The sequence below is a fragment of the Phytomonospora sp. NPDC050363 genome (assembly GCF_040655735.1).
GTDB lineage: Bacteria > Actinomycetota > Actinomycetes > Mycobacteriales > Micromonosporaceae > Phytomonospora.
Genome location: NZ_JBFAKK010000011.1, coordinates 189,947 through 211,399, shown reverse-complemented (window position 1 = coordinate 211,399; position 21,453 = coordinate 189,947). Strand labels below are relative to the sequence as shown.

Annotated in this window: 19 protein-coding genes; 6 read left to right on the top strand and 13 right to left on the bottom strand. The window is 70.9% G+C overall.

Annotation, left to right across the window (positions count from 1 at the left end):
- Nucleotide 1: 1 nt before the first annotated feature.
- The 5 genes from AB0I28_RS27745 to AB0I28_RS27725 are packed head-to-tail and all read right to left on the bottom strand — an operon-like array spanning nt 2 to nt 5,941.
- Nucleotides 2-1,201, bottom strand: a complete 1,200-nt coding sequence (locus tag AB0I28_RS27745; protein WP_357498131.1) for a substrate-binding domain-containing protein — start codon at nt 1,199-1,201, stop codon at nt 2-4.
- A 10-nt stretch (nt 1,202-1,211) separates the two neighbouring features.
- Nucleotides 1,212-2,249: an ABC transporter permease gene (locus tag AB0I28_RS27740; protein ID WP_357498129.1), complete on the bottom strand. Its 1,038-nt coding sequence runs from the start codon at nt 2,247-2,249 to the stop codon at nt 1,212-1,214.
- Entirely contained in the window at nt 2,246-3,292 is a 1,047-nt protein-coding gene (locus AB0I28_RS27735; RefSeq protein WP_357498127.1) for an ABC transporter permease, read from the bottom strand. The genes AB0I28_RS27740 and AB0I28_RS27735 overlap by 4 nt, the downstream gene beginning before the upstream one ends.
- Entirely contained in the window at nt 3,289-4,821 is a 1,533-nt protein-coding gene (locus AB0I28_RS27730) for a sugar ABC transporter ATP-binding protein (RefSeq protein WP_357498125.1), read from the bottom strand. The genes AB0I28_RS27735 and AB0I28_RS27730 overlap by 4 nt, the downstream gene beginning before the upstream one ends.
- Nucleotides 4,814-5,941 carry a Gfo/Idh/MocA family oxidoreductase gene (locus tag AB0I28_RS27725; RefSeq protein ID WP_357498123.1) on the bottom strand — a complete coding sequence of 376 codons (1,128 nt, stop codon included), beginning with the start codon at nt 5,939-5,941 and terminating at the stop codon, nt 4,814-4,816. The genes AB0I28_RS27730 and AB0I28_RS27725 overlap by 8 nt, the downstream gene beginning before the upstream one ends.
- Nucleotides 5,942-6,048: 107 nt before the next feature.
- Here AB0I28_RS27725 and AB0I28_RS27720 point away from each other — a divergent pair, with 107 nt between their 5' ends.
- Nucleotides 6,049-7,230 carry an ROK family transcriptional regulator gene (locus AB0I28_RS27720; protein ID WP_357498121.1) on the top strand — a complete coding sequence of 394 codons (1,182 nt, stop codon included), beginning with the start codon at nt 6,049-6,051 and terminating at the stop codon, nt 7,228-7,230.
- A gap of 322 nt (nt 7,231-7,552) precedes the next feature.
- A complete protein-coding gene (mgrA, locus tag AB0I28_RS27715; RefSeq protein ID WP_357498119.1) occupies nt 7,553-8,551 on the top strand; it encodes an L-glyceraldehyde 3-phosphate reductase in 999 nt (332 codons plus the stop codon).
- Between the two features lie 210 nt (nt 8,552-8,761).
- On the opposite strand, the gene AB0I28_RS27710 is transcribed toward mgrA, so the two are convergent.
- On the bottom strand, nt 8,762-8,971 hold the full coding sequence (locus AB0I28_RS27710) for a hypothetical protein (RefSeq protein WP_357498117.1): 210 nt from the start codon (nt 8,969-8,971) through the stop codon (nt 8,762-8,764).
- A 5-nt stretch (nt 8,972-8,976) separates the two neighbouring features.
- Nucleotides 8,977-10,047, bottom strand: coding sequence for a LacI family DNA-binding transcriptional regulator (locus AB0I28_RS27705; protein WP_357498115.1), 1,071 nt, complete (start codon nt 10,045-10,047; stop codon nt 8,977-8,979).
- Between the two features lie 305 nt (nt 10,048-10,352).
- On the opposite strand from AB0I28_RS27705, the gene AB0I28_RS27700 reads away from it, so the two are divergent.
- Nucleotides 10,353-10,841 (top strand): DUF4395 domain-containing protein, encoded by a 489-nt coding sequence (locus tag AB0I28_RS27700; protein WP_357498113.1) that lies wholly within the window; start codon nt 10,353-10,355, stop codon nt 10,839-10,841.
- Nucleotides 10,842-10,900: 59 nt separating this feature from the next.
- Here the strand turns inward: AB0I28_RS27700 and AB0I28_RS27695 are convergent, their stop codons facing one another.
- A complete protein-coding gene (locus AB0I28_RS27695) occupies nt 10,901-11,764 on the bottom strand; it encodes an SGNH/GDSL hydrolase family protein (RefSeq protein WP_357498111.1) in 864 nt (287 codons plus the stop codon).
- 205 nt (nt 11,765-11,969) lie between these two features.
- On the opposite strand from AB0I28_RS27695, the gene AB0I28_RS27690 reads away from it, so the two are divergent.
- Nucleotides 11,970-12,278 carry a hypothetical protein gene (locus tag AB0I28_RS27690; protein ID WP_357498109.1) on the top strand — a complete coding sequence of 103 codons (309 nt, stop codon included), beginning with the start codon at nt 11,970-11,972 and terminating at the stop codon, nt 12,276-12,278.
- Here the strand turns inward: AB0I28_RS27690 and AB0I28_RS27685 are convergent.
- On the bottom strand, nt 12,275-12,682 hold the full coding sequence (locus tag AB0I28_RS27685) for a helix-turn-helix domain-containing protein (protein ID WP_357498107.1): 408 nt from the start codon (nt 12,680-12,682) through the stop codon (nt 12,275-12,277). The two genes, AB0I28_RS27690 and AB0I28_RS27685, sit on opposite strands and share 4 nt — an antisense overlap.
- A 93-nt stretch (nt 12,683-12,775) precedes the next feature.
- Between AB0I28_RS27685 and AB0I28_RS27680 the strand changes: the two genes are divergently transcribed.
- Nucleotides 12,776-13,624 carry an SDR family oxidoreductase gene (locus tag AB0I28_RS27680; protein WP_357498105.1) on the top strand — a complete coding sequence of 283 codons (849 nt, stop codon included), beginning with the start codon at nt 12,776-12,778 and terminating at the stop codon, nt 13,622-13,624.
- A 47-nt stretch (nt 13,625-13,671) separates the two neighbouring features.
- Here the strand turns inward: AB0I28_RS27680 and AB0I28_RS27675 are convergent, their stop codons facing one another.
- Nucleotides 13,672-16,011, bottom strand: coding sequence for an HAD-IC family P-type ATPase (locus AB0I28_RS27675; protein ID WP_357498103.1), 2,340 nt, complete (start codon nt 16,009-16,011; stop codon nt 13,672-13,674).
- A 162-nt stretch (nt 16,012-16,173) separates the two neighbouring features.
- On the opposite strand from AB0I28_RS27675, the gene AB0I28_RS27670 reads away from it, so the two are divergent.
- Complete coding sequence (locus tag AB0I28_RS27670) at nt 16,174-16,758, top strand: sigma-70 family RNA polymerase sigma factor (protein WP_357498102.1); 585 nt, start codon at nt 16,174-16,176, stop codon at nt 16,756-16,758.
- Between the two features lie 1,049 nt (nt 16,759-17,807).
- Here the strand turns inward: AB0I28_RS27670 and AB0I28_RS27665 are convergent.
- From AB0I28_RS27665 to AB0I28_RS27655, 3 genes are all read right to left on the bottom strand, one after another.
- Nucleotides 17,808-18,776: a penicillin-insensitive murein endopeptidase gene (locus AB0I28_RS27665; RefSeq protein WP_357498100.1), complete on the bottom strand. Its 969-nt coding sequence runs from the start codon at nt 18,774-18,776 to the stop codon at nt 17,808-17,810.
- Nucleotides 18,776-19,885 carry a phosphodiester glycosidase family protein gene (locus tag AB0I28_RS27660; RefSeq protein WP_357498099.1) on the bottom strand — a complete coding sequence of 370 codons (1,110 nt, stop codon included), beginning with the start codon at nt 19,883-19,885 and terminating at the stop codon, nt 18,776-18,778. Before AB0I28_RS27660 ends, AB0I28_RS27665 begins: the two co-directional genes overlap by 1 nt.
- A gap of 103 nt (nt 19,886-19,988) precedes the next feature.
- A complete protein-coding gene (locus AB0I28_RS27655; RefSeq protein WP_357498097.1) occupies nt 19,989-21,449 on the bottom strand; it encodes a methyltransferase in 1,461 nt (486 codons plus the stop codon).
- Between the last annotated feature and the right edge of the window lie 4 nt (nt 21,450-21,453).

Genomic DNA, 21,453 nt, shown 5'->3' with positions numbered 1-21,453 from the left:
GTCATCGATCTTTCCACGCGTCGGGGAATCCGGGCAGGTCCTCACCGCCGAACTTCGCGTAGTGCAGTGAGGGCATGTCGGCGTTGCGGGCCAGGTAGTCGTCGAGGTCGGCGTCGGTGATCGGGGCCTGCGGGAGCACCCACTCGGCGGGGACCTTCTCGCCCTTGAGGATCATCGTCGCGGCCAGGATCGGCGTACGCCACTGGAAGTTGGAGTAGACCGGCGCGATCGCCTTGATGCCGGTCTCCTTCCACTTGCGCATGAAGGTCAGCTCGTCCTCACCGGAGAAGACCGGGTAGGGCTTGCCGGCGTCCTCGAAGGCTTCGAGGGCGGCGACCGCGCCGTCGCCGGCGTCCATCCAGATGCCGTCGACGTCGCCGCGCTGGAGGTACTGCGAGACGATGTCCTTGATCTTGGCGCCGTCACCGCCGGTGAACTCGTTGCCGAGCACCTCGATGCCGCTGCCCTTGAAGATCTCCTGCGCGGCGGCCCAGCGGTTCTCCAGGACGTCGACGCCGGGGAGGATCCGCAGTGCGAGGACCTTCTTGCCGGGTTCGAGGTTCTTCACCAGGAACTCGGCGGCGTCGGCGCCGAACGCGTAGCCGCCGATGGGGTGGATGTAGGTCACGGCGCAGTCGGTCTGCACGCCGCGGTCGAACACCACGACCGGAACGCCGCTGTCGCAGGCGGCCTGGACCGCGGGCGTCAGCGTCGCCGTCGTCGACGGGGAGATGATGATCGAGTCGCAGTCGTCGGCCTCGACGAAGGCCTGGATGTCGGAGATCTGCTTGTTGTCGTCGTCCCCGGCGTCGGACACCCGGAACTCACCGATGTCGCCGCTCTGCTTGAGCACCTCCACCTGCTGCTGCATGGTGATCCAGCCGGTGACGCGCCACGGGTTGGAGATCGAGGCGTTGGAGAAGCAGAGGGTGGCGTCGCCGCCGTCCTTCTTGAACTTCGCGGTGTCGATCCACTCGGGCTCGATCGCCTGGAGCCAGGGCTTCGCGGCGTCGCCCTCGGGGGTCATGGAGCGCTGCGCGAGCTGCTGGTCGTAGTCGGCGCGTACGAACCATTCACCGTCGGCGGTCTGCGGCGGGGTGTCCCCCGGCGGGGCCGAATCGGTCGGCGTGTCGGAGGTACAGGCGCTGAGCAGTAAAGTGACGGCCGCCAACCCGACGAGGGCGAGGCGAGAGGCACGCATTGTTGTACTCCTAGGGGACGGCCACATCACTGTGGCGGTTGGGATCTGCGGGCTTCATGGACAGCTGTGGCGTGTGCCTGCGGGATCTCTCCCGGGAGGCGTAGGCGACGGCGGCGATGATGATCAGTCCCTGTGCGGTCGGCCTGATCGTCGACGGGATGCTCAGCTGCGTGAACAGGGTGAAGAGGGACTCGACGGCCAGCGCGCCGGCGATGGCGGCCAGGACCGAGCCCCGGCCTCCGCCGAGGACCACGCCGCCGAGGACGACGGCGGTGATGGCGACGAACTCCATCCCCTCACCGACCTGCGAGGTGACGCCGGCGTACCCGCCGACCAGGATTCCGGCGACGGTCGCCGAGAGTCCGGAGAGGACGAACGCGGCCGTGCGGACCCACCAGACGCGCGTTCCGGCGAACCCGGCCGCCTTGGCGTTGTCGCCGACGGCGACGAGGGTGCGGCCGAAGGGCGATCGCATCAGGTAGACCGCGGCGACCGCGACGACGATGACGATGAACAGCGCCCAGGGGAGCTGCCGGAACAGTGGGACGCCTTCGATGCCGTGCCGGCCGAAGATCCGAAACTCCGGCGACAGCGCGCCGGTCGGGGCGCCGCCGGTGAGCAGGCGGATCGCGCCGAACAGGACGAGCATCATGCCCAGCGTCGTGATGATGGAGGGGACTTTCAGCAGGGTCGTGATCAGGCCGTTGACGAGTCCGACGAGTGCGCCGCCGGCGAGCATCAGCGCGATGACCGGCCAGGTGCGGGGGCCTTCGCCGTCGATGAGGAGGGCGGCGAGGACGACCTGGGCGCCGACCAGCGAGCCGACCGAGAGGTCGAACTCGCCGGCGACGATGACGAAGTACTGCCCGATGGCCAAGATCAGCAGCGGTGCGGCCTTCTTGACGAATCCCATGAGGGTGAAGGGTTCGAAGAAGGAGGCGTTGTTGACCGCGATGACCGCGAAGATGGCGATGAGCAGCAGGTAGACCGCGCCGCTGCCGCTGATCAGGAAGCGGCCGGCGTCGGCGAGTTTGCGGCTGGCGCTCATGAGACCCCTCCGGCGAAGCGCACCCTGCTCGGTTTGGCCGACAGCTGGCGCCGCGCGTAGATGGCGACGGCGACGACGATGATGGCGCCGCGCAGCACGTCCTTGTAGAACGGGTTGACCTCGAGGATGTTGAAGACGGTGTCGAGGACGGCGAGGATCATGACCCCGGCGACGGTTCCGGCGATCCCGCCGCGCCCGCCCATGAGGTAGGTGCCGCCGAGCACCACCGCGGCGATGGACTCCAGGTCGAGGCCGTAGTCGTAGACGAGCGCGCTGCCGGTCCCGAAGCGGGCGGCGATGAGCAGTCCGGCCACTCCGGCGGCGATCGCGCAGAGGATGTGGGCGGTGATGATGGTGCGGTCGGTGCGGATCCCGGACAGGCGCGCGACGTCGACGTCGCCGCCGACGGCGTAGACGTGGTGTCCGGCGCGGGTCTTGCGCAGGTAGAGGATCCCGGCGACGGCCAGCGCCAGCATGACCACTGTGGACAGTGGAATCATGGCGATGCGGGTGTAGCCGAACTGCTGGAAGGAGGTCGCGACCTTGCCGGCGGGTCCGGCGAACTCGGTGTCCAGCCAGCCTTTGATGATCAGGCCGGTGCCGAGGGTGGCGATGAAGGCGTTGACCTTGAGCTTGGTGATGACCAGGCCGTTGACGAGTCCGACGACGGCGGCGGCGCCGAGCGCCGCGCCGATCCCGAGGGGGACGTTGGCCTCGGAGCCGTTCATGACGACCGCCGCGATCAGCGAGCAGGTGGCCATGACGTAGCCGACCGACAGGTCGAGCGAGCGCGACAGGATCACCAGGGTCTGCCCGATCGCGATGAATCCGAGCAGGCTGGACCGGGTGAGCATGTCGACGATGTTGCCGGTGCTGAACAGGTTCTTGCCCTGCGCGGCGACCAGGATCGCGCCGATGACGACGATCGCCAGCAGCGCCAGGTAGACGAGCCCGGTGGTCCCGATGGATCCGAGACCGAAGCGGCGCTGCCTCGTCGGGGGCCGGGCGGGCGTCTTGGCGGTCGGGGTGGCTTGTGCGGTCATGACTCCGCGCCTTTCGATGCCCCGTCGGGGGTCTGCGATGCGGCCTCGGCCGGCGTGTGTCCGGTGGCCAGGGCCATGACGGTCTCCTCGGGGCTGCCGCCGGGCAGTTCCCCGGCGATGCGGCCGTCGTGCAGGACGCAGATCCGGTCGGCCATGCCGATCAGTTCGGGAAGTTCGGAGGAGATCAGCACGATGGCCACGCCGTCGGCGGCGAGCCGGCGCATGAGGCCGTAGACGGCCTGCTTGGCGCCGACGTCGATGCCGCGCGTCGGCTCGTCGAGGACGATCACCTTCGGGTCGGTGGCCAGCCACTTGGCGAGCACAACCTTCTGCTGGTTTCCGCCGGAGAGGTAGCGGACCTCCTGGCCGGTGCCCTGCGAGCTCAGTTCGAGGGCGGTCAGGATGTCCGGGATCCGTTTGGCGCGGCGGGATGAGGAGCCCGGCAGGACCGAGTCGAGAACGAGCCGGGCGTTGGCCAGCACCGACTGGTTGAGGGCGAGGCCCTCGGTCTTGCGGTCCTCGGTGACCAGGGCCAGTCCGGCACCGACCGCCTTGCGTGGCGAGCGGATCCGTACGTCCCGGCCGTCGACGGCGATCCGGCCCCTGGTGAAGGGCGCGACACCGAAGAGGGCGTGCGCGAGCTCGGTGCGGCCACTGCCCTGAAGTCCGCCGAGGCCGAGGATCTCCCCGCCGCGGACGGTCAGGTCGATCCCGTCGAGCTGGGTGTTGCCGCCACCGCGGACTTCGAGGCGGACCTCGCCGCTTCCGGTGTTGGGCAAGGGATCGGGGAAGAAGGCCGAGATGGGACGGCCGACCATCTTCTTGACGAGCTCGTCGGGATCGGTGGCCGCGGTGTCAACGGTATCGACCAAGCGACCGTCCTTGAGGACGGTGATCCGGTCGGCGAGGTCGAAGATCTCCTTGAGGCGGTGGGAGACGTAGAGGATCGCCACCCCGCGCTCCTTGAGCCGGGCGACGAGGTCGTAGAGCAGGCCGACCTCGCGGTCGGCGAGCGCGGCGGTCGGCTCGTCCATGGCGATGATGCGGGCGTCGTGGGAGATGGCCTTGACGATCTCGACGACCTGCTGGCGGGCCACCGAGAGGTTGCGGATCCGGGTGTTGGGGCCGATGTCGGTGACGCCGAGGCCGCCGAGCAGGGCGGCGGTGTCGGCGGCCATCTTGCGGGAGTCGACGAAGCCTCGGCGGCGGGGTTCGCGGCCGAGCCAGACGTTCTCGGCGACGGTCCGCTCGGGCAGCAGGTTGAACTCCTGGAAGACCGTCGACACACCTGCCTTCTGGGCTTCGACGGGGTGTGCGAAGGAGACCGGGCGTCCGTCCAGTGCGACCTGTCCGGCGTCGGCGCGGTGCACGCCGGCGAGGATCTTCATGAGGGTGGACTTGCCCGCGCCGTTCTCGCCGACGAGGGCGTGCACCTCTCCCTTGTGGACGGTGAGGTCGACGTCGTGGAGCACGCCGACGCCGAGGAAGGACTTCCCGATCGACGTCATCTCCAGTAGCGGCTCAGTCATCGCCGACCCCCACCCATTCGCGCTTGCGCGCCGAGGTGAGCACGGCGTCGGCGAGGCGCGCGGCTCGCAGGCCGTCGTCGAAGGTCGGGAGTCCGTCGCGGTGGTCGCCGTCGATGGCGGCGCGAGTGTCGGCGACGAAGGCGTCGAAGCAGTCCTGGTAGCCCTGCGCGTGTCCGGCGGGGGTGCGGGCGTAGCGGGCGGCGGCGGGGCTGAGCGTGTCCGGGTCGCGGACGAGGAGTCCACTGTGGTCACGGCGGCCGTGCCAGAGCAGTTCGGGCTGCTCCTGGTCGAAGGCGAGACTGCCCTCGGTGCCCGAGATCTCCAGCAGCAGCCGGTTCTTGCGGCCGGCGGAGACCTGGCTGATGACCGTCGAGCCGACGATCCCGCCGGCGGTGGCGAACTGGAGGGTCGCGATGTCCTCGGTGGTGACCGGGGGGCCGCCGCGGCTGCCGTTGACGGTGACCGTCTGCGCCGAAAGCCCGGTGATGCGATCGCCGGTCACGAATTCGAGCAGGTCGCACCAGTGCGAACCGATGTCGCCGAACGCGCGTGTCGGGCCGCCGAGTGCGGCGTCGACGCGCCAGTTGTCGTCGTCGGGCCGCAGCAGCCAGTCCTGCAGGTAGCCGCCGTGCGCCAGGTGCAGGGTGCCGACCGAGCCGGAGCGCACGCGCTCGCGGGCCTCGCGGACCATCGGGTGGAAGCGGTAGACGAAGGGGACGGTGGCGACCCTTCCGGCTGCGGCGGCGACCATCTCGGCGGCCGTGCCGGCGTCGGTGGCCAGCGGCTTCTCGCACACCACGTGCTTGCCGGCGGCCAGGGCCGCGAGCGTGAACTCGGCGTGCAGATGGTTGGGCGTGCAGACGTGGACGACGTCGACCTCGTCGTCGTCGATGAGGGCCGCGACGTCCGGGAAGGACCGCGCGGTGCCGAATTCGGCGGCGGTCTCGGCGGCCCGGTCGGGGCTCGATCCGCTGACGCCGACGACCTGGCCGCCCGCGACGCGGATGGCCCGCGCGTGGACCCGGCCCATGAAGCCCGCGCCGATGATGGCGGCACGGTAGCCGGACGCCGGCGGGTCGTGGCGGGAGCCGGCCAGTCCCGTCGAGTCAGTTAAAGCCATGCCCGGACCGTACCGAGACTTATGACAGCCGTCAAGCAAAAGCTGCTCGGACGAGGCAACTTAGTTGGATTAACAAGATCGTAAGATGCTTATGATTCACTAGGGTCGTGACAAAAGAGACGGCTACCCCGGGTGGGGCAGGCACGCTGCTGCAACTACTGCGCGACGGCGTGCCGCGCACCAGATCCGAACTCGCCGCCGTCACCGGCCTGGCCAGGTCCACCGTCACCGCCCGCGTCGACGCCCTCCTCGCCAGCGGCCTCATCGGCCCATCCGGCGAGGCCGTCTCCACCGGAGGGCGCCCGCCGACGACCTTCGCGTTCAACCCCGCCGCCCGCGCCACCCTCGCCGCCGACCTCGGCGCCACCCACGCCCGCATCGCCGTCACCGACCTCGCCGGCGCCGTGCTCGCCGAGCACCGCGCCGACCTCGACATCGCCCTCGGCCCCGTACCGATCCTCGACTGGGTCGTCGAACACGGGCTGGAGCTGCTGGCCCGCACCGGCCGCGGCCCCGCCGACCTCCTCGGCGTCGGCATCGGCCTCCCCGGCCCCGTCGAACACTCCACCGGAAGAGCCGTCAACCCGCCGATCATGCCCGGCTGGGACGGCTTCGACGTTCCCGGTCACGTCGGCGACCGCCTCCCCGGACGGGTTCTCGTCGACAACGACGTGAACATCATGGCGCTCGGCGAGCACTACACACAGTGGAGGGACGCCGGCCACCTGCTGTTCGTGAAGGCCGCCACCGGAATCGGCTGCGGCATCATCGCCGACGGGCAGGTCTTCCGCGGCGCGCAAGGCGCCGCCGGCGACATGGGCCACATACAGGTCACCGCCAGCGGCGACACCCCCTGCCGCTGCGGGAACACCGGGTGCCTCGAAGCCGTCGCCAGCGGAGCCGCCATCGCCACCCGGCTCGCCACCGAAGGCTTCGACACCCACACCGCCCTCGACGTCGTGGAACTGGCCCGCGCCGGTTCCGTCGAGGCCCTCCGCCACATCCGCCAGGCGGGGCGCGACATCGGCGAGGTGCTGGCCGCCGCGGTGAACCTGTTCAACCCCTCGATCATCGTGATCGGGGGATCGCTGGCATTGGCGGGGGATCATCTGCTCGCGGGGGTGCGGGAGGTCATTTACCAGCGGTCCCTGCCACTGGCGACGCAGCACCTGCGGATCGCGCAGTCGAAGACGGGGGAACGGGCGGGTGCGATCGGCGCGGGGATCATGGTGATCAACGACGGGCTGAGCGCGGGGCGGGTGGACGCGTTGGTGAGTGGTGGAGGGTGAGGGTGGGGTGCTTGGGGGCTGGGTGGCTTCGCCCCAACGCGGGTTCCTCGCGTTAGATCCGGCTGAGGGCTCCGCCCCCAGCACCCCCGCTGGGAGGCTTCGCCCCCAGACCCCCACCAAGGACTCCGTCCCTGGACCCTGCCGGGGCTCCGCCCCAAACCCCGCCAGGAACTCCGTCCCTGGACCCGGTTGTCGGCCAGGGTTCGGCGGTGGGGTGGCTTGCGGTCTTTGCTGGGCCTCGGTCTGGTGGCTGCCGGGGTTGCTCTCGTTGATCCGCCGGCGGGGCTCTCGTGGGCTCAAGATCCCCGATAGGCTCACCAGCGTGACCTACCTCGCCGAATCCTCCCGTTACGACGCCATGCCGTACCGCCGCACCGGCCGCAGCGGTCTCAAGCTTCCCGCCATCTCTCTTGGCCTGTGGCACAACTTCGGCCACGAGCGGCCCATCGCCACGCAGCGCGACATCCTCCTGCGCGCCTTCGACCTCGGTGTGACGCACATCGACCTGGCCAACAACTACGGCCCGCCCCCGGGGGCCGCCGAGGAGAACTTCGGCCGCGTTCTCGCCTCCGACCTCGGCGTCTACCGCGACGAGCTGGTCATCTCCAGCAAAGCGGGCTATGGCATGTGGCCCGGACCGTACGGGGAGTGGGGTTCGCGCAAGTACCTGGTGTCCTCGCTCGACCAGTCGCTCAAGCGGATGGGCCTCGACTACGTCGACATCTTCTACCACCACCGTCCGGACCCGGACACGCCGCTGGAGGAGACGATGGGCGCCCTCGACGCCGTCGTCCGCCAGGGCAAGGCCCTCTACGTCGGCATCTCCAACTACAACAGCGAGCAGACGGCGAAGGCCGCGGCGATCCTGTCCGACCTGGGCACGCCGCTGCTGATCAACCAGCCGTCGTACTCGATGGTCAACCGCTGGATCGAGCGCGACGGCCTGCTCGACACCCTCGAAACCGCCGGCGCCGGCTGCATCGCCTACAGCCCGCTCGCGCAGGGACTGCTGACCGACCGCTACCTCAAGGGCGTCCCCGAAGACTCCCGCGTGCGCACCAGCATCTTCCTCAACGAGTCGGACCTGTCCGACGAGACGATGGGCAAGGTCCGCGCGCTCAACGACATCGCCGCCGCGCGCGGCCAGTCGCTGGCGCAGCTGGCCCTGGCGTGGGCGCTGCGCGACTCGCGGATGACGAGCCTGATCATCGGCGCCAGCAGCGTCAAGCAGCTGGAGACCAACGTCGCCGCCGTCGGCAACCTGGACTTCACCGACGCCGAGCTCGCCGAGATCGAAAAGCACGCCACCGACCGGTCCTGAACCGGCCGAGAAGCGCGGAAAGACCGGACGTTCGACGTAGCCCGGCATTACTGCCGGCGACCTGCACGGACTCCTCGACACCGGCGGCGGCATGACCCGGTGGAGGTCTCGATCGGCTTCGGCCTCTGAGCCCAAGGACGAAGAACCGGCCCGGGATCCACAGCGTCCCGAGCCGGTTCTTCTCTATTACAAAGGGAAAGGAATGCAGGTCTAGGAGGTCCGGGCGAGCGGACGACGGGAGTCGAGACGGTCGGCGAGCCGACGCAGGGTCCCGGCGGTGCCGCGACGCAGCGGCCCGGGGGCGACGGGTCCGCGCCGCTCGGCGCGCGAGAGCACGACGGGCGCGTTCGGCATCGCGGAGTTGGCGTGGCGGCGGGCCGCTTCGAGAGCGGACATCGCGCCGATCGGGTGCAGGTCCATGAGAGCTATCTCCTCGCGGTCGCGGGCCCTGTTGAGGCCCGGACGATCAGTTCGGTCGGCAGGAGGATCCGGCGTTCGGCCGGCTCCCGCGGTGGGTCGAGCAACAGCTCACCGGCGAGCGTGCCCTTGCTTACGGCGGGTTGCCGGACCGTGGTGAGCCCGGCCGTTGCGGCCTCCGGGATGTCGTCGAACCCGGTGACCGAGACATCGCGCCCGGGCGTGAGCCCTCGGGCGGCGAGGGCGTCGATCGCGCCCAGTGCGAGCAGGTCGGTGCAGGCGACGATCGCCGTGGGGCGGTCGGCGCGGTCGAGGGCGTGCGCGGCGGCCTGCGCGCCGGTGGCGCGCGAGTTGTCGGCGGCGTTGACGACCGTGAGGTCCTGCCAGGCGACGCCGGCCTCCGCGAAGGCCTCGGCGATGCCGGCGACCCTTTCGCGCTCGACGTAGTAGCGGAATTCGCCGGGGCCGGACAGGTCGAGGGGACCCGTCTCGCCCTTCGGCGCCATGTCGTTGGTGAGCAGCGTGACACGCCGGTGCCCGAGCCCGAGCAGGTGCCGGGCGGTGGCGCGCATCGCGGCCCGCTCGTCGACACCGACCTGGAGTTCGCTCTCGGGTACGTCGGTGCGGTACTCGGTGGTGACCACCGGGAGGCCGCGCGAGCGCAGCGCGTCGAGGGAACCGTGCCACTCGGGGACGCAGTAGACGCAGAATCCGTCGACCACGGCGTTCTGGACGGCGGCGACGCTGGCGGCCTCGTCCTCTGTGGACAGCGGGATCAGCAGCAGCCCGGTCCCGTGGCGTTCGACGGCCTCGGCGAGTCCGCGAAGGAAGAGCACGGCGAAGGGGTCGACGAACGCGTAGGAGAGCGTGGTGGTGAACAGCACGCCGACGGCTCCGGCGCGGCCCCGCCGCAGCGACCGGGCGGTGGCGTCGGGTCCGGCGTAGCCGAGTTCCTTCGCGGTGGCCAGGATCCGCGCGCGCAGCTCGGGTGAGAGCTGGTCGGGACGGCTGTAGGCGTTCGAGACCGTGCTGCGGGAGACGCCGACGGCGTCGGCGACGGTCTGGAGCGTGGGGCGCATGTTCACCTTCTCGATGCTTGCCGGGGACCTCCGGTGCGAATCTTTCTGCATCGGTTCAGTCCTTCTGTATTGATACAGTAATCCGGCCCCGGCGGACGGCGCCAGTCATTTGGCGGTTCGCTACGTCACACGGGAATGCTTGGGGCGCAAGGGATCCAATCCGACCAAGGTGGCGAAAGCCGCAGTGGAGATCAACGGGATCCCGATCGGAGCACACGCCCAGGTCATCCCATTTTCCTACTGGTCAGGTAGACATAGTGCTACGGTCGAGCGCGAGCACCGTCCCCCTGCCGAAGGCCCCCGTGATGTCCCGACTTCTCAGCTTTCCCAACCCGGTCAACGAGGTCTCCGCCCGGCTCGTCGCGGCCGGCGTCGTCGTCATGTCGGTCGCCGCCGTCGCCCTCGACCTGCCCTGGCTCACCGTGCCGATCGCCTACGGCTTCATCGCCCGCGTCTCGGCCGGCCCGCGATTCAGCCCGCTGGGCCAGTTCGTCACCCGAGTGCTGACCCCGCGCCTGCCCTTCGAGGCGAAGCTGGTTCCCGGCCCTCCCAAGCGTTTCGCGCAAGGCATGGGCGCGGTCATGTCGACCGCCGCGGCCGTCCTCGCCCTCGGTTTCGGCCTGACCACGGCCGCCTACGTCGTCCTCGGCGCGCTGGCCGCCGCGGCGACTCTCGAAGCGGCCCTCGGCTTCTGCCTCGGCTGCAAGATCTTCGCCCTCGGGATGCGACTCGGACTGGTGCCCGAGGAGGTCTGCGCCGACTGCAACGACATCTGGGCGCGCGCCCGCGCCTGATCCGACACACAGGAAACGGGCCGCCCGGGATCGGGCGGCCCGTTCTCGTGTACCGCTGGTCAGCCGAGCAGTTCGGCGAGCCGGTCGGCGACGGCCCGCATGCCGGTGGCGTTCGGGTGGACCGGAGCGGCCGGCCGGGTCGGCAGAACCGCCTCGACCCAGCGCTCGCCCCGGGAGGCGCAGATGCTGTGGCCGCGGTCGTAGACGTCGGCGAAGGTCGCGTCGTGGTCGCCGCCGACCCGGGCGAGCATTTCGTTCAGTTCGGCGTTGACGCCGTCGAGGTAGGGCACATCGCCCTTGGCGATGGTCGCCTTGAGCCAGCAGCCCTTCTCGGGCGGAAGCAGCGCCGGGTATCCGACGAGCACGACCTCGGCGCCGGGCGCGCGGTCGTGCACGGCTTCCACGACGGCCGCCACATCCGTTGCCACGTCGGAGATGCGCGCCCGCAACTCGTCGTAGCCTCCCGCGGTGAAGTGGTCCTCGCAGGGGTTGCCCAAGGGGTCGAGCAGACCCTTCGTCAGACATGTGACCAGGACGTCCATGAATCCGACGTCGTTGCCGCCGATCCCGATCGTGACGAGCGTGGTCTGCGCGGTGACGGCGTCGAGCTGGGGCGCGTTGGTCCCCCAGAAGGTCCCCTGGGGGGCGAACATGTCCGCCGTGGTCGCACCCGAGCAGCTCGCGTCGGTGAACGCGCCGACGTCGAGGGTCTGGGCGAGCAGGGCGGCGTAGTTGTGGTCGGAGCGAAGGCATCCGGGAACATCGAGCGTCTGGTCCGGGATGAGCGGGCCGGCGGTGAAGGAGTCACCGAGGGCCACGTAGACGGTGCTTTCGGAGGCGGCGGCCGGCTGGGCGAAAGCCGTTGCGGCCAGCGCGAACGCGGCGATCAAGGCCGCCGCGCGGCCGAACCTGGTTGTTGACACGAAACTCCCTACTAACCAGTAGGTGACAGCTGTCACAGCAGGTTAGGAAGGAAGCGACACGGTGTCAACCGCAACACGCGCGCCCATTGTGGACGGTTCGAAGGTGTTGCGGCGCACAGGACTGGGTATGCACGGTTCACGAAGGCGGCACCCCCGCAGCGGAACCAGCCGAAGCGACGCCGCCACCCCCCGGAAGGATCCGCCCATGGCCCTCTACCGTTACCGTTACCGCGACGGATCGGTCGCCGCCCGAGTCATCTCGGGGATCTTCGGCCTCATCGCCTTCATCCTGGCGCTGCACATCGCGTTCGTGATGCTGGAGGCCAACACCGGCAACCCTCTGGTCAACCTGGTCAAGCAGATGGCCGACTTCCTGGCCTATCTGTTCAAGGACATCTTCACCCTTGAGGACTACAAGCTCCAGGCGCTGCTGAACTACGGCCTGGCCGCGCTCGTCTACCTCGCCATCGGGGGGATCATCGGCGGTGCCATCGACCGTCGCGGCACTCCCTAGCCCAAGGGATGCGACTCTTCGTAGCGGGCCCTAGCGGCTTGCACGTCGGAGAAACTGTCCTCGAGAACCTCGATGAGCGCGAAAAGACGGTCGGCGACCCGCGCTCCCAACGAAGTAAGGCTGTACTCGACGTGCGGCGGGATGGTCTTCTGCGCTTCGCGCAGGACCAGCCCGTCGCGCTCGAGCGCCTGAAGGGTCTGGGCGAGCATCTTCTCGCTGACCCCGTCGACCTTGCGTCGCAGTGCGTTGAAGCGGAAGGTGCCCTCGCGCAGCGCGACCAGCGCCAAGGTCCCCCACTTCCCCGCCACGACCTCCATGGTGTGGCGCGACGGGCAGTTGCGGTCGAAGACGTCGGCAATGAATTCCTGGGTGGGCTCACCGCTCATGCCCTTGATCGTACTCATGGCGCTCACTCTCGCGTTGCACTAACTATTCCACAGTACTATCCTCATGCCTGTACCGGCGAAAGGTCGGGCACTAACTGAGGGAGCACATCCATGATCGTCGTCACCGGCGCCACCGGCCACCTGGGCCGACTCACCGTGACCGCCCTGCTCGACCGCGGGGTCCCCGCCGGAGAGATCGTCGCCGCGGTGCGCGATCCCGCCAAGGCCGCCGACTTGGGCGTCGAGGTCCGCGAGGCCGACTACGGCCGGCCCGAGAAACTCGTCGCCGCGTTCGCCGGCGCCGACCGGGTGCTGCTGATCTCCTCCTCCGAGGTCGGGCAGCGCTTCGCGCAGCACCGCAACGCCGTCGACGCCGCCAAGGCCGCCGGCGTGGGCTTCCTCGCCTACACCAGCGTCCTGCGCGCCGACGTGAGCACGCTCGGCCTCGCCGGGGAGCACAAGGAGACCGAGCAGTACATCGCCGAGTCCGGGCTGCCGCACACCTTCCTGCGCAACGGCTGGTACCTGGAGAACTACACCGAGCACCTCGCGTCCGCCCTTGAGCACGGCACCATCCTGGGCAGCGCGCGCGACGGGCTCATCTCCGGCGCCGCCCGCGCCGACTACGCGGCGGCCGCGGCAGTCGTCCTCACCGACGACCGCCACCGCGAGGAGGTCTACGAACTGGCCGGCGACACGGCCTTCACCATGGCGACCCTGGCCGCCGAGGTCTCCCGCCAAAGCGGCGAGGAGGTCGTCTACCACGACCTGCCCGAGGCCGACTACGTCGCCGCGCTGGCCGGGACCGGGATGCCCCGTCAGTACGCCGAGCTGCTCGCCGACTCCGACGTCGGCGTCTCCAAGGGCCAGCTCGTCTCCGAGGACACGGCACTGACCGACCTCATCGGGCGTCCGACCACGAGCCTCGCCGACGCGGTCGCGGTGGCGCTGAAGAACTGAGACACACCGCGCTGACGACGGCCGCCATCGCAGTGGCGGCCGTCGCTTCACGATCTCCGCGCCCCGGCCGACCTCTTGTCCCACCAGGCCGCCGCCACCAGCACGGCGATCGCCACGGCGGCCAGACCCAGCCCGACGAGCGTGTTGTAGGCGTCGCCGTAGCCGAGCTCGAAGAAGTCGCGCGCGAACGGCACCGCGAGGACCAGCACGAACAGGCCCCCCATCGCCAGCACCAGACCGCCCCGCCACCACGTGAACGGCCGCGCGGCCAGCGCCAGCACGGCCAGCGCGACGCAGAACAGCGTGATCGTCGCCGTCGCCTTGTCCTCACGCAGCGCCGAGTCTTCGTTGTCGCGGGCCAGCCAGTACGCGCCGAAGGTCGCCAGCGCGACCAGGATGCCCGCCGGGACGGCGAAGCGCAGGACCCGCGGGACGAAACCGGGCCGGAACCGCTCACTGTTGGGTGCCAGGGCCAGGAAGAAGGACGGGACGCCGATGGTCAGCGCGCCGATCAGGGTGATGTGGATCGGCGAGAAGGGATAGGGCAGCCCGATGACACCGACGGCGAGGGCCAGCGCGATCGAGTAGATCGTCTTGGTGAGGAACAGGTCGGCGACGCGCTCGATGTTGCCCAGGACACGCCTGCCCTCGGCGACCACGTGCGGCATGGCTCCGAAGTCGTCGTCGAGCAGCACGACCTTGGCGACCCCGCGCGCCGCCGCCGAACCCGAGCCCATGGCGACGCCGAGGTCGGCCTCCTTGAGGGCGAGGACGTCGTTGACACCGTCGCCGGTCATCGCGACGGTGTGCCCGCGCTCGTGGAGGGCCGTGACGAAACCGCGCTTCTGCTGCGGGGTGACCCGCCCGAAGACCGTGTACTCCTCCAGCGCGGCGGCCAGGGCCCCGACGTCGTCGGACAGGTCCCGCGCGTCGACGACGCGATCGGCGTTCGGAACGCCCGCGGCCTGGGCGACGGCGCCGACCGAGACGGCGTTGTCGCCGGAAATGATCTTCAAGGTGACGTCCTGCTCGGCGAAGTAGCCGAGGGTCTTCTCCACGCCCTGCCGCAGCCGCTGTTCGAGGACCACCAGCGCGATCGGCCGCACGCCTTCGAGGCGCGGCCCGTCCTCACCGGTGATCCGGTCGGCCCCGACGAGCGCGAGCACCCGGTTGCCGCCCGCGCCGAGCTCCTGCGCGCGGGACAGCGGCCCGGGCAGGTCGGCGAGGAGGACGTCGGGGGCACCGAAGGCGTAGGCGCCGTGCTCGCCGAAGTCGGCGCCGCTCCACTTGCGGGCCGAGGAGAAGGGCACCTGGCCGGCGAGCTTCCAGCCCGGGTCGTCGGGGACCTCGTCGGCGACCGCGAGCATCGTGGGGTTGGGGTTCTCGTCGGCGCCGACGAGCGCGGCGAGGGGACGCCGGGCGTCGGTGGAGTCGTCGAGGCCGACGATCTCGCCGAAGGACATACCCGGTTCGGTGAGCGTGCCGGTCTTGTCGAGACAGAGCACGTCGACGCGCGCGAGACCTTCGATGGCGGGGAGTTCCTGGACCAGGCACCTGCGCCGGGCCAGTCGCAGGACCCCGACCACGAAGGCGATGCTGGTCAGCAGGACCAGGCCCTCCGGGATCATCGGGACGATGCCCGCGACGGTGCCGACGACGATCTCGCGGAGCGACTGGCCACTGCGGAACTGGCTCACCACCAGCAGGATCGCCACCGGCACGATGAGCACGGTGATGATCTTCAGGAAGCGGTTGATGCCCGCCATGAGCTTGGAGTCGGCCAGCGAGAAGCGGCTCGCCTCGGCGAGCAGGCGCGCGGCGTAGGCGTCGGCGCCGATCCGGCCGACCGTGAACGCCCCCGAGCCGGCCGCCACGAAGCTCCCCGACAGGACCTCGTCGCCCTCGTGCTTGACGACCGGGTCGGACTCGCCGGTCAGCAGGGACTCGTCGACCTCCAGGCCCTTGGCGAGGGTGATCGTGCCGTCGACGGGGATCTGCTCCCCCGGGCCGATCAGGACGAGGTCGTCGACGACCAGGTCCGCCGGCGCGACCGGTGTCTCAGTGCCGTCCCGGCGGACCCGGCTGGGCGCCTGACCGACGATCGCGAGGCGGTCGAGGGCGGCCTTGGCGCGCAGCTCCTGGATCGTGCCGATCGCCGAGTTGAACACGATGACGAGGCCGAAGAGGGCCTGCTTCGGGCCGCCGAAGATGAGCGCGAGGACGGTCAGGACGCCGATGAGGGCGTTGAAGAAGGTGAAGAGGTTCCCGGCGAGGATCTGCCACCCGTTGCGGGTCTGGCGCTGGGGGGCGGTGTTGACGCGGCCGTCGGCGACGCGTTCGGCGACCTCGGCGGCGGACAGGCCGGGCGGGACGGTTTCGGCGGTCACGGCTCCCCCAAGATCGGACTGGGGGCATCGTAAGCACGCAGGTGAGGGGGCCGGGAGAGGTTTCGCGGACGCGGCGGGGAGGGGTAGCGTCTCTTGTGGACGGCTATCGCCCGGAAAGCCCGGAAGAAGGCGATGACAGCCGGGGGACGTGGTGGACGAGTCGTGGTGGACGAGTATGGCTCCGGCGTGGGGCCGGGTGGGCGTGGCGAGTTGCTGAAGCGCGCTCAGGGGGGTGATCGGGATGCCTTCGACACGCTGGTCGTGCAGTTGACGGGGTTGCTGTGGAGGGTGGCTCGCTCGCAGGGCGTGGACCGGCATACCGCGGAGGACGTCGTGCAGGACACTTGGCTGCGTTTTTGCGGGCGGCTGCACACGATTCACACGCCGGAGGCCGTCGTGGGGTGGCTGGTGACGGTGGCGAAGCGGGAGGCGGCGAGTCGACGGGAAGCAGGGCGGCGGGAGGTCGCGGCGGAGGGGTTCGACGTGGGGCTCGCCGCCGAGCCGGGTGCCGACGAGGTCGCCGACCCGGACCGCGCGGCACGGGCGCGGGTGCTGCGGGAGGCGCTGGGGAGGTTGTCGGCGAGGTGCCGGGTGCTGCTGCAGATCATCGCGCAGGTCGAGCGGCCGGACTACGGCGTGGTCGCGGAGGCGACGGGAATGCCGCGGGGGTCGATCGGGCCGACGCGGGGGCGGTGTCTGGCGAGGTTGCGGGGGCTGTTGGAGGGGTGGGGTGAGGGGGTGGGGTGAGGGGGTGGGGTGAGGGCTGTGTGGGCTTTGGTTTTGTTTTCCTTCGCCTCGCTGCGTTCTCCTTTGCCTTGCGGGTTCGCATCGCTCTCGGCTTTCGGTCTTTCGGTCCTTCAGCCGTTCAGCCCTCGCCCTCGCCCTCGCCCTCGCCCGTCGACTCTCGCCTCGGTCCGCCCTCTCCTCTCGGTCCCCCTCGCCCTCTCCGCGCTCGTCCCTCGGTGCTCAGTTCTCGGTTCTCGGTTCTCGGCCTTTCACACTTGACTTTCACCTTTGTTCTCGGGCTGCCCCGGTGTGGGACGTTTGCTCCGCACAGCGGGGCGCCACTGTCGACACTGGTGGACTCTGCGTTAGATCCGGCTGGGTGGCTCCGCCCCCAGCACCCCCGCCGGGACTCCGTCCCGGACCCTGCCAAGGACTCCGTCCCTGGACCCTGCTGGGGCTCCGCCCCAAACCCCGCCAGGAACTCCGTCCCTGGACCCGGACCTACGCCGAAGGCTGCGGGCCATTGTCGCGATCGGCTGCGGCGGGCTTTGGGCCGCCCCGGCTGGGGCGGTTTGGGTCGCCCCGGCCTTCCTCGTTGCCGTCGGTGTCGGTGTGGTCGGTCTTGAAACGGCCTGCCGCCGCCCGCCTGCCGCCCTGGCCGCGCCTTCGGCGCCGCCGGGCTGGCGGGCTGGCGTGGCGGTGCAGCCAAATGTCAGGCCCGTCTCGCTACCGCAGCCGCCTTCTGGTCTTGGCTTCTGGCGGCGTCGCGCGGGCGCCGATGGCGCTCGCGCTACCCGCCGCCGGCCCTGGGGTGGGCCGCCACCCTCCTCCCGCGCCGCCCTCCTCCCGCGCCGCCCTCCGGCCCTGCGGGCCGCCACCCTCCTCCCGCGCCGCCCTCCTCCCGCGCCGCCCTCCGGCCCTGCGGGCCGCCGCCCTCCTCCCGTGGCGCCCTCCTGCGCTGGGGTGGGCCGCCTCCTCCTGCCGCGCCGCTCTCCGGCGCTGCGGGCCGCCTCGGCCGCCGCCGCTGTTGGCGGCGGCGGCGTTGGCGGGGCCGTTGGGCCGTTGGGCCGTTAGCAGTCGTACAGCGAGTTCGGCTCCACCTTTTCGCAGTACCGCACGTGCAAGTGGTTGTCGTGGTTGGCGTATTGGCTGGTCAGGCCCTCTGAGATCAGCGTCGGATCGTTGAAGAAGATCAAGGCCACGTGCCCCGGGGCCGCCGCGCGGATGGCTTGGACCAGCTGGCGGGTGGCGGCGCGGTCGTAGGTGGCGGACTGCCAGGTGATGCGGCCGGCGCTGCATTGGGCGTTGTCGGTGCGGATGGGCCACAGGTCGGCGTCGAGGCCGACGCGGTGGCTGGAGTGGCCGTTGATGGCCCCACCGTGTTCCCAGCCGATGTCGCCGACGGGGATCTGTCCCTGCCCTGTACCCGCGAAGGTGCGGGCGGCGGCCTCCAGTTGACCGATGGCGGCGGCGGTTCCCCAGTCCGCAGAGGTGTTGCCGTCGGGGTTCTGGTTGCACAGCCCGGCGGCGAAGTCGGGATAGTCGTAGTGCCAGGCGAGGTTGCGCCAGGTGGTGGGGCCGACCACGCCGTCCACCCCGATCCCCGCGTGGCTCTGGAAGTCGCGGACGGCGGTGGTGACGGCGGCGCCGAACACACCGTCGACGGCGAGGGACAGCCGCCGCTTGGCGTTGAGCTGCACCTGGAGCGCCCGCACGGCCGGGCCGTTGGCGCCCTGCTGGATCTGCGGCGCCAGCGCCGCCCAGGTCTGCGGCCCGACGATCCCGTCGACGCCCAGGCCCTTGGCCGTCTGGAAGGCGCGGACGGCCGCGGTCGTGCCCGACCCGAAGACGCCGTCGGCGCTCGCCGACTGGCCGTGGTGCTGAAGCAGGTACTGGATCGCCTGCACGTCGGCGCCGCGGTTGCCGGCGCTCTGGGTGTGGAAGTAGGCGTTGGGGTAGGCGACGGCGGGGGTGGCCGTGACCACGAGCGCGATCGCGCAGGTGATCGCGATCAGCAATGCGCGTAAGTGCCGGGACATCATCTCTCCTGGTTGTCGGTGGTGCGGAAGCCGATGCCGTTGGGAATCTCGCGTTCGTATCCCATCGACGGGTGGTTGCGGACGCTGAAACCGTCGGCGCCGGGGAGTCGGGCGACCATCGTCGACGAACCACCGCCGTCGAGGCTGAGCGCGTCGTCGGCGCCGAGACCGGCGAGGAAGCCGGCGAGGTCGATGTAGGTCAGGCCGACGCTGGCGTCGCTGCGGCCGTCGACGGTGGCCAGCCACATGCGGGCCCCGTCGGCGGAGAAGCCGACCGCGGTGCGCGGGTCGGGCGAGTATCCGTCCGGCGCGACGGTCTCGCCGTCGCGGAGGATCACGGCGTTGCCGCTGATGGCGGTGGTCCCGGCGGGTGGAGCGACGGCCACGGTGACCGGGTCCCCGACGGCGAGCGCGGCGAGCGTCGTCGCCCCTGCCTCGCGTCCGATGAGGACGGTGTCGGTTCCGGGGCGGGTGCCCTTGGCGTCGGCGGCGGTCTCGACGACGGCGCCGTCGCGCAGCCGGACGGCGCGGACTCCCTCGGCGCCGGTGACGGTCTCGCCGAGGTCGGCCTCACCCCACTCGGGCGTGTAGACGCCGATGCCGCCGGGTGCGACGTTGCCGGAGTTGAGGTTGCTCGCGGGGAAGGTGCCGGCGGGGAGGGTGATGGTGGCGTCGAGGCGGACGCGTTCGATGCGGCCGCGGTGGTCGGTGCCGATGACGGCGGTGTCGTTCCAGCCTTTCGCGCGGGCGTGGAGGAGGACGCCGTCGCGGATGCCGGTGCCGTGGGGCGCGTCGGTGTGGCCGAGGTCGAAGAAGTCCCCGTTGACGGCGGCGACGGCCCCGGCCCGCGTGGCCTGCTCGCTCAGGCGCGCGGTACTGCTGATGGTGCCGGGGTTGAGGTAGACCGCTTCGAGGCCGGGGGTGGCGAGGTCCGCGGTGAGGACCTGGACGTGCGCCGGGCCGTCGAGGCGGTGCTCGGTGAGCGTGAGCCCTTCGGCGAGCGCGACGGGCGCGGCCGTGGCCGGTGCCGCCGGCAGGAGCGCGGTGAAGGCCGCGACCACGGCGATCGCCGCTACCGGGATGGCGATCGCGGCGTGTCGCACTCGCACGGCGGCTCCCCTGAGCTGGCGGACGGTCGCGTCGAATGTATTGGCCGGGCGGGGTCGCGTCAACGACCTACGGTTTCCGGGCGTGTTCGGTAGCCCGGCTACGTCATCCTTCGTGGACGGTGAGGAATCCCCGCTGTACGAAGTGGCCGATGACGGGCGCGAGCGAGGCGGCCAGCAGGCCGTCGGGTGCCTCGTGGGCGGCGGCGAGCAGCGCGATCTGAGTGCGGACGGGGACCTGTCCGGTGCAGCCGCCGAGGAAGGCGACCAGCAGGGGGTCGACCTCTTCGGCGAAGCGCATGCCGGCGGTCTGGGCGAGCAGTTGGCGGCCGACCTCCCAGCCGTCCTCGCCGAGGCTCGCCTCCTGGCGCAGTTCGACGCCCTCGGTCAGCCGCAGGCGGCCGGCGAGGAGGCGTTCGGGGGTGAGCTCGGCGATCAGGTCGTGGCGGTCGAACCATTCGGCGATCCGGTCGGCGTAGGGCGCCTGGACCTGGTGCCGGATGTCGTCGCAGTTCACGATGGGTTCGTCGCGGCCGGAGAGGCGGGCGGTGACCATGCCGAAGCCGACGCCTTCGACGTCGTTGGCGTCGAACCAGTCGAGCCACGCGGCCATCGCGTGCGGGTCGTGGGATTCGGCGGCGTCGCGCTGCCAGACGCGGACGTAGTCGAGGGGGTCGGTGACGTCGCGCTGGACGGCCCACACGTCGCAGCCGGTGCCGTCGAACCAGCCGCCGACGCGCGTCCGCCAGTCCTGGCCTTTCACGTGCACCCAGTTGGCGAGGAACTGGAGGGTCCCGCCGGGGTTGAGCAGGGTGGGCGCGGCGGCGGCGAGTTCGGCGCAGACGCCGTCGGCCGCGCGGCCGGAGTCGCGGTAGGTGAAGGTGGCGTCGCCGGCGCCGATCACGAAGGGCGGGTTGGACACGACGAGGTCGAAGCGGCGGCCCGCGACGGGGGCGAGCATGTCGCCGCGCAGGAGTTCCCAGTCGAGTCCGTTGAGGCGGGCGTTGGCGGCGGCGAAGGCCAGGGCGCGTTCGGAAAGGTCGGTGGCGGTGACGCGTTCGGCGTGCCCGGACAGGTGCAGTGCCTGGACGCCGCAGCCGGTGCCGACGTCGAGGGCGCTGCCGACGGGGCGGCGCAGGGTCGCCGCCGTCAGGGTCGTCGAGGCGCCGCCGACGCCGAGGACGTGCTCGGTGTCGAGGCCCCGGCCGGGGGCGGCGGGCGCGTCGGACAGGACGTGGAAGTCGCCGTAGGGGGTGAGGGCGAGGCCGGCGCTGTGGTCGTCGCCGTCGCGGGTGAGCAGGCCCCAGGCGTGAGCGGCTTCGAGGTCGAGCGGTTTGAGGGCCTCGGCGACCGGCGCGGCGGCGACGGGGACGCGGCACACGAACAGCCGGATGAGCACGTCGAGGGCGTCGAGTCGCGAGGTCGCGGCCAGCGCCGCGCGGTGGTCGCCGCGGTCGGCGGCAGCGCGCGCGGGCGCCCCGAGCCGTGCGGTGATGCCGTCGGGCGTGAAGGAGGCGGCCGCAAGGGCCTCGCGAAGTCGGTCGATGTCGCCGGTGGGAATCCGCACCCGG

What these genes read in the sequence shown, in the direction of transcription:
- AB0I28_RS27685 (WP_357498107.1), bottom strand. Translation starts at nt 12,682, where the DNA reads ATGAGTACGATCAAGGGCATGAGCGGTGAGCCCACCCAGGAATTCATT.
- AB0I28_RS27745 (WP_357498131.1), bottom strand. Translation starts at nt 1,201, where the DNA reads ATGCGTGCCTCTCGCCTCGCCCTCGTCGGGTTGGCGGCCGTCACTTTA.
- AB0I28_RS27740 (WP_357498129.1), bottom strand. Translation starts at nt 2,249, where the DNA reads ATGAGCGCCAGCCGCAAACTCGCCGACGCCGGCCGCTTCCTGATCAGC.
- AB0I28_RS27735 (WP_357498127.1), bottom strand. Translation starts at nt 3,292, where the DNA reads ATGACCGCACAAGCCACCCCGACCGCCAAGACGCCCGCCCGGCCCCCG.
- AB0I28_RS27665 (WP_357498100.1), bottom strand. Translation starts at nt 18,776, where the DNA reads ATGTCCCGGCACTTACGCGCATTGCTGATCGCGATCACCTGCGCGATC.
- AB0I28_RS27710 (WP_357498117.1), bottom strand. Translation starts at nt 8,971, where the DNA reads ATGGACCTGCACCCGATCGGCGCGATGTCCGCTCTCGAAGCGGCCCGC.
- AB0I28_RS27725 (WP_357498123.1), bottom strand. Translation starts at nt 5,941, where the DNA reads ATGGCTTTAACTGACTCGACGGGACTGGCCGGCTCCCGCCACGACCCG.
- AB0I28_RS27730 (WP_357498125.1), bottom strand. Translation starts at nt 4,821, where the DNA reads ATGACTGAGCCGCTACTGGAGATGACGTCGATCGGGAAGTCCTTCCTC.
- AB0I28_RS27700 (WP_357498113.1), top strand. Translation starts at nt 10,353, where the DNA reads ATGTCCCGACTTCTCAGCTTTCCCAACCCGGTCAACGAGGTCTCCGCC.
- AB0I28_RS27690 (WP_357498109.1), top strand. Translation starts at nt 11,970, where the DNA reads ATGGCCCTCTACCGTTACCGTTACCGCGACGGATCGGTCGCCGCCCGA.
- AB0I28_RS27705 (WP_357498115.1), bottom strand. Translation starts at nt 10,047, where the DNA reads ATGCGCCCCACGCTCCAGACCGTCGCCGACGCCGTCGGCGTCTCCCGC.
- AB0I28_RS27680 (WP_357498105.1), top strand. Translation starts at nt 12,776, where the DNA reads ATGATCGTCGTCACCGGCGCCACCGGCCACCTGGGCCGACTCACCGTG.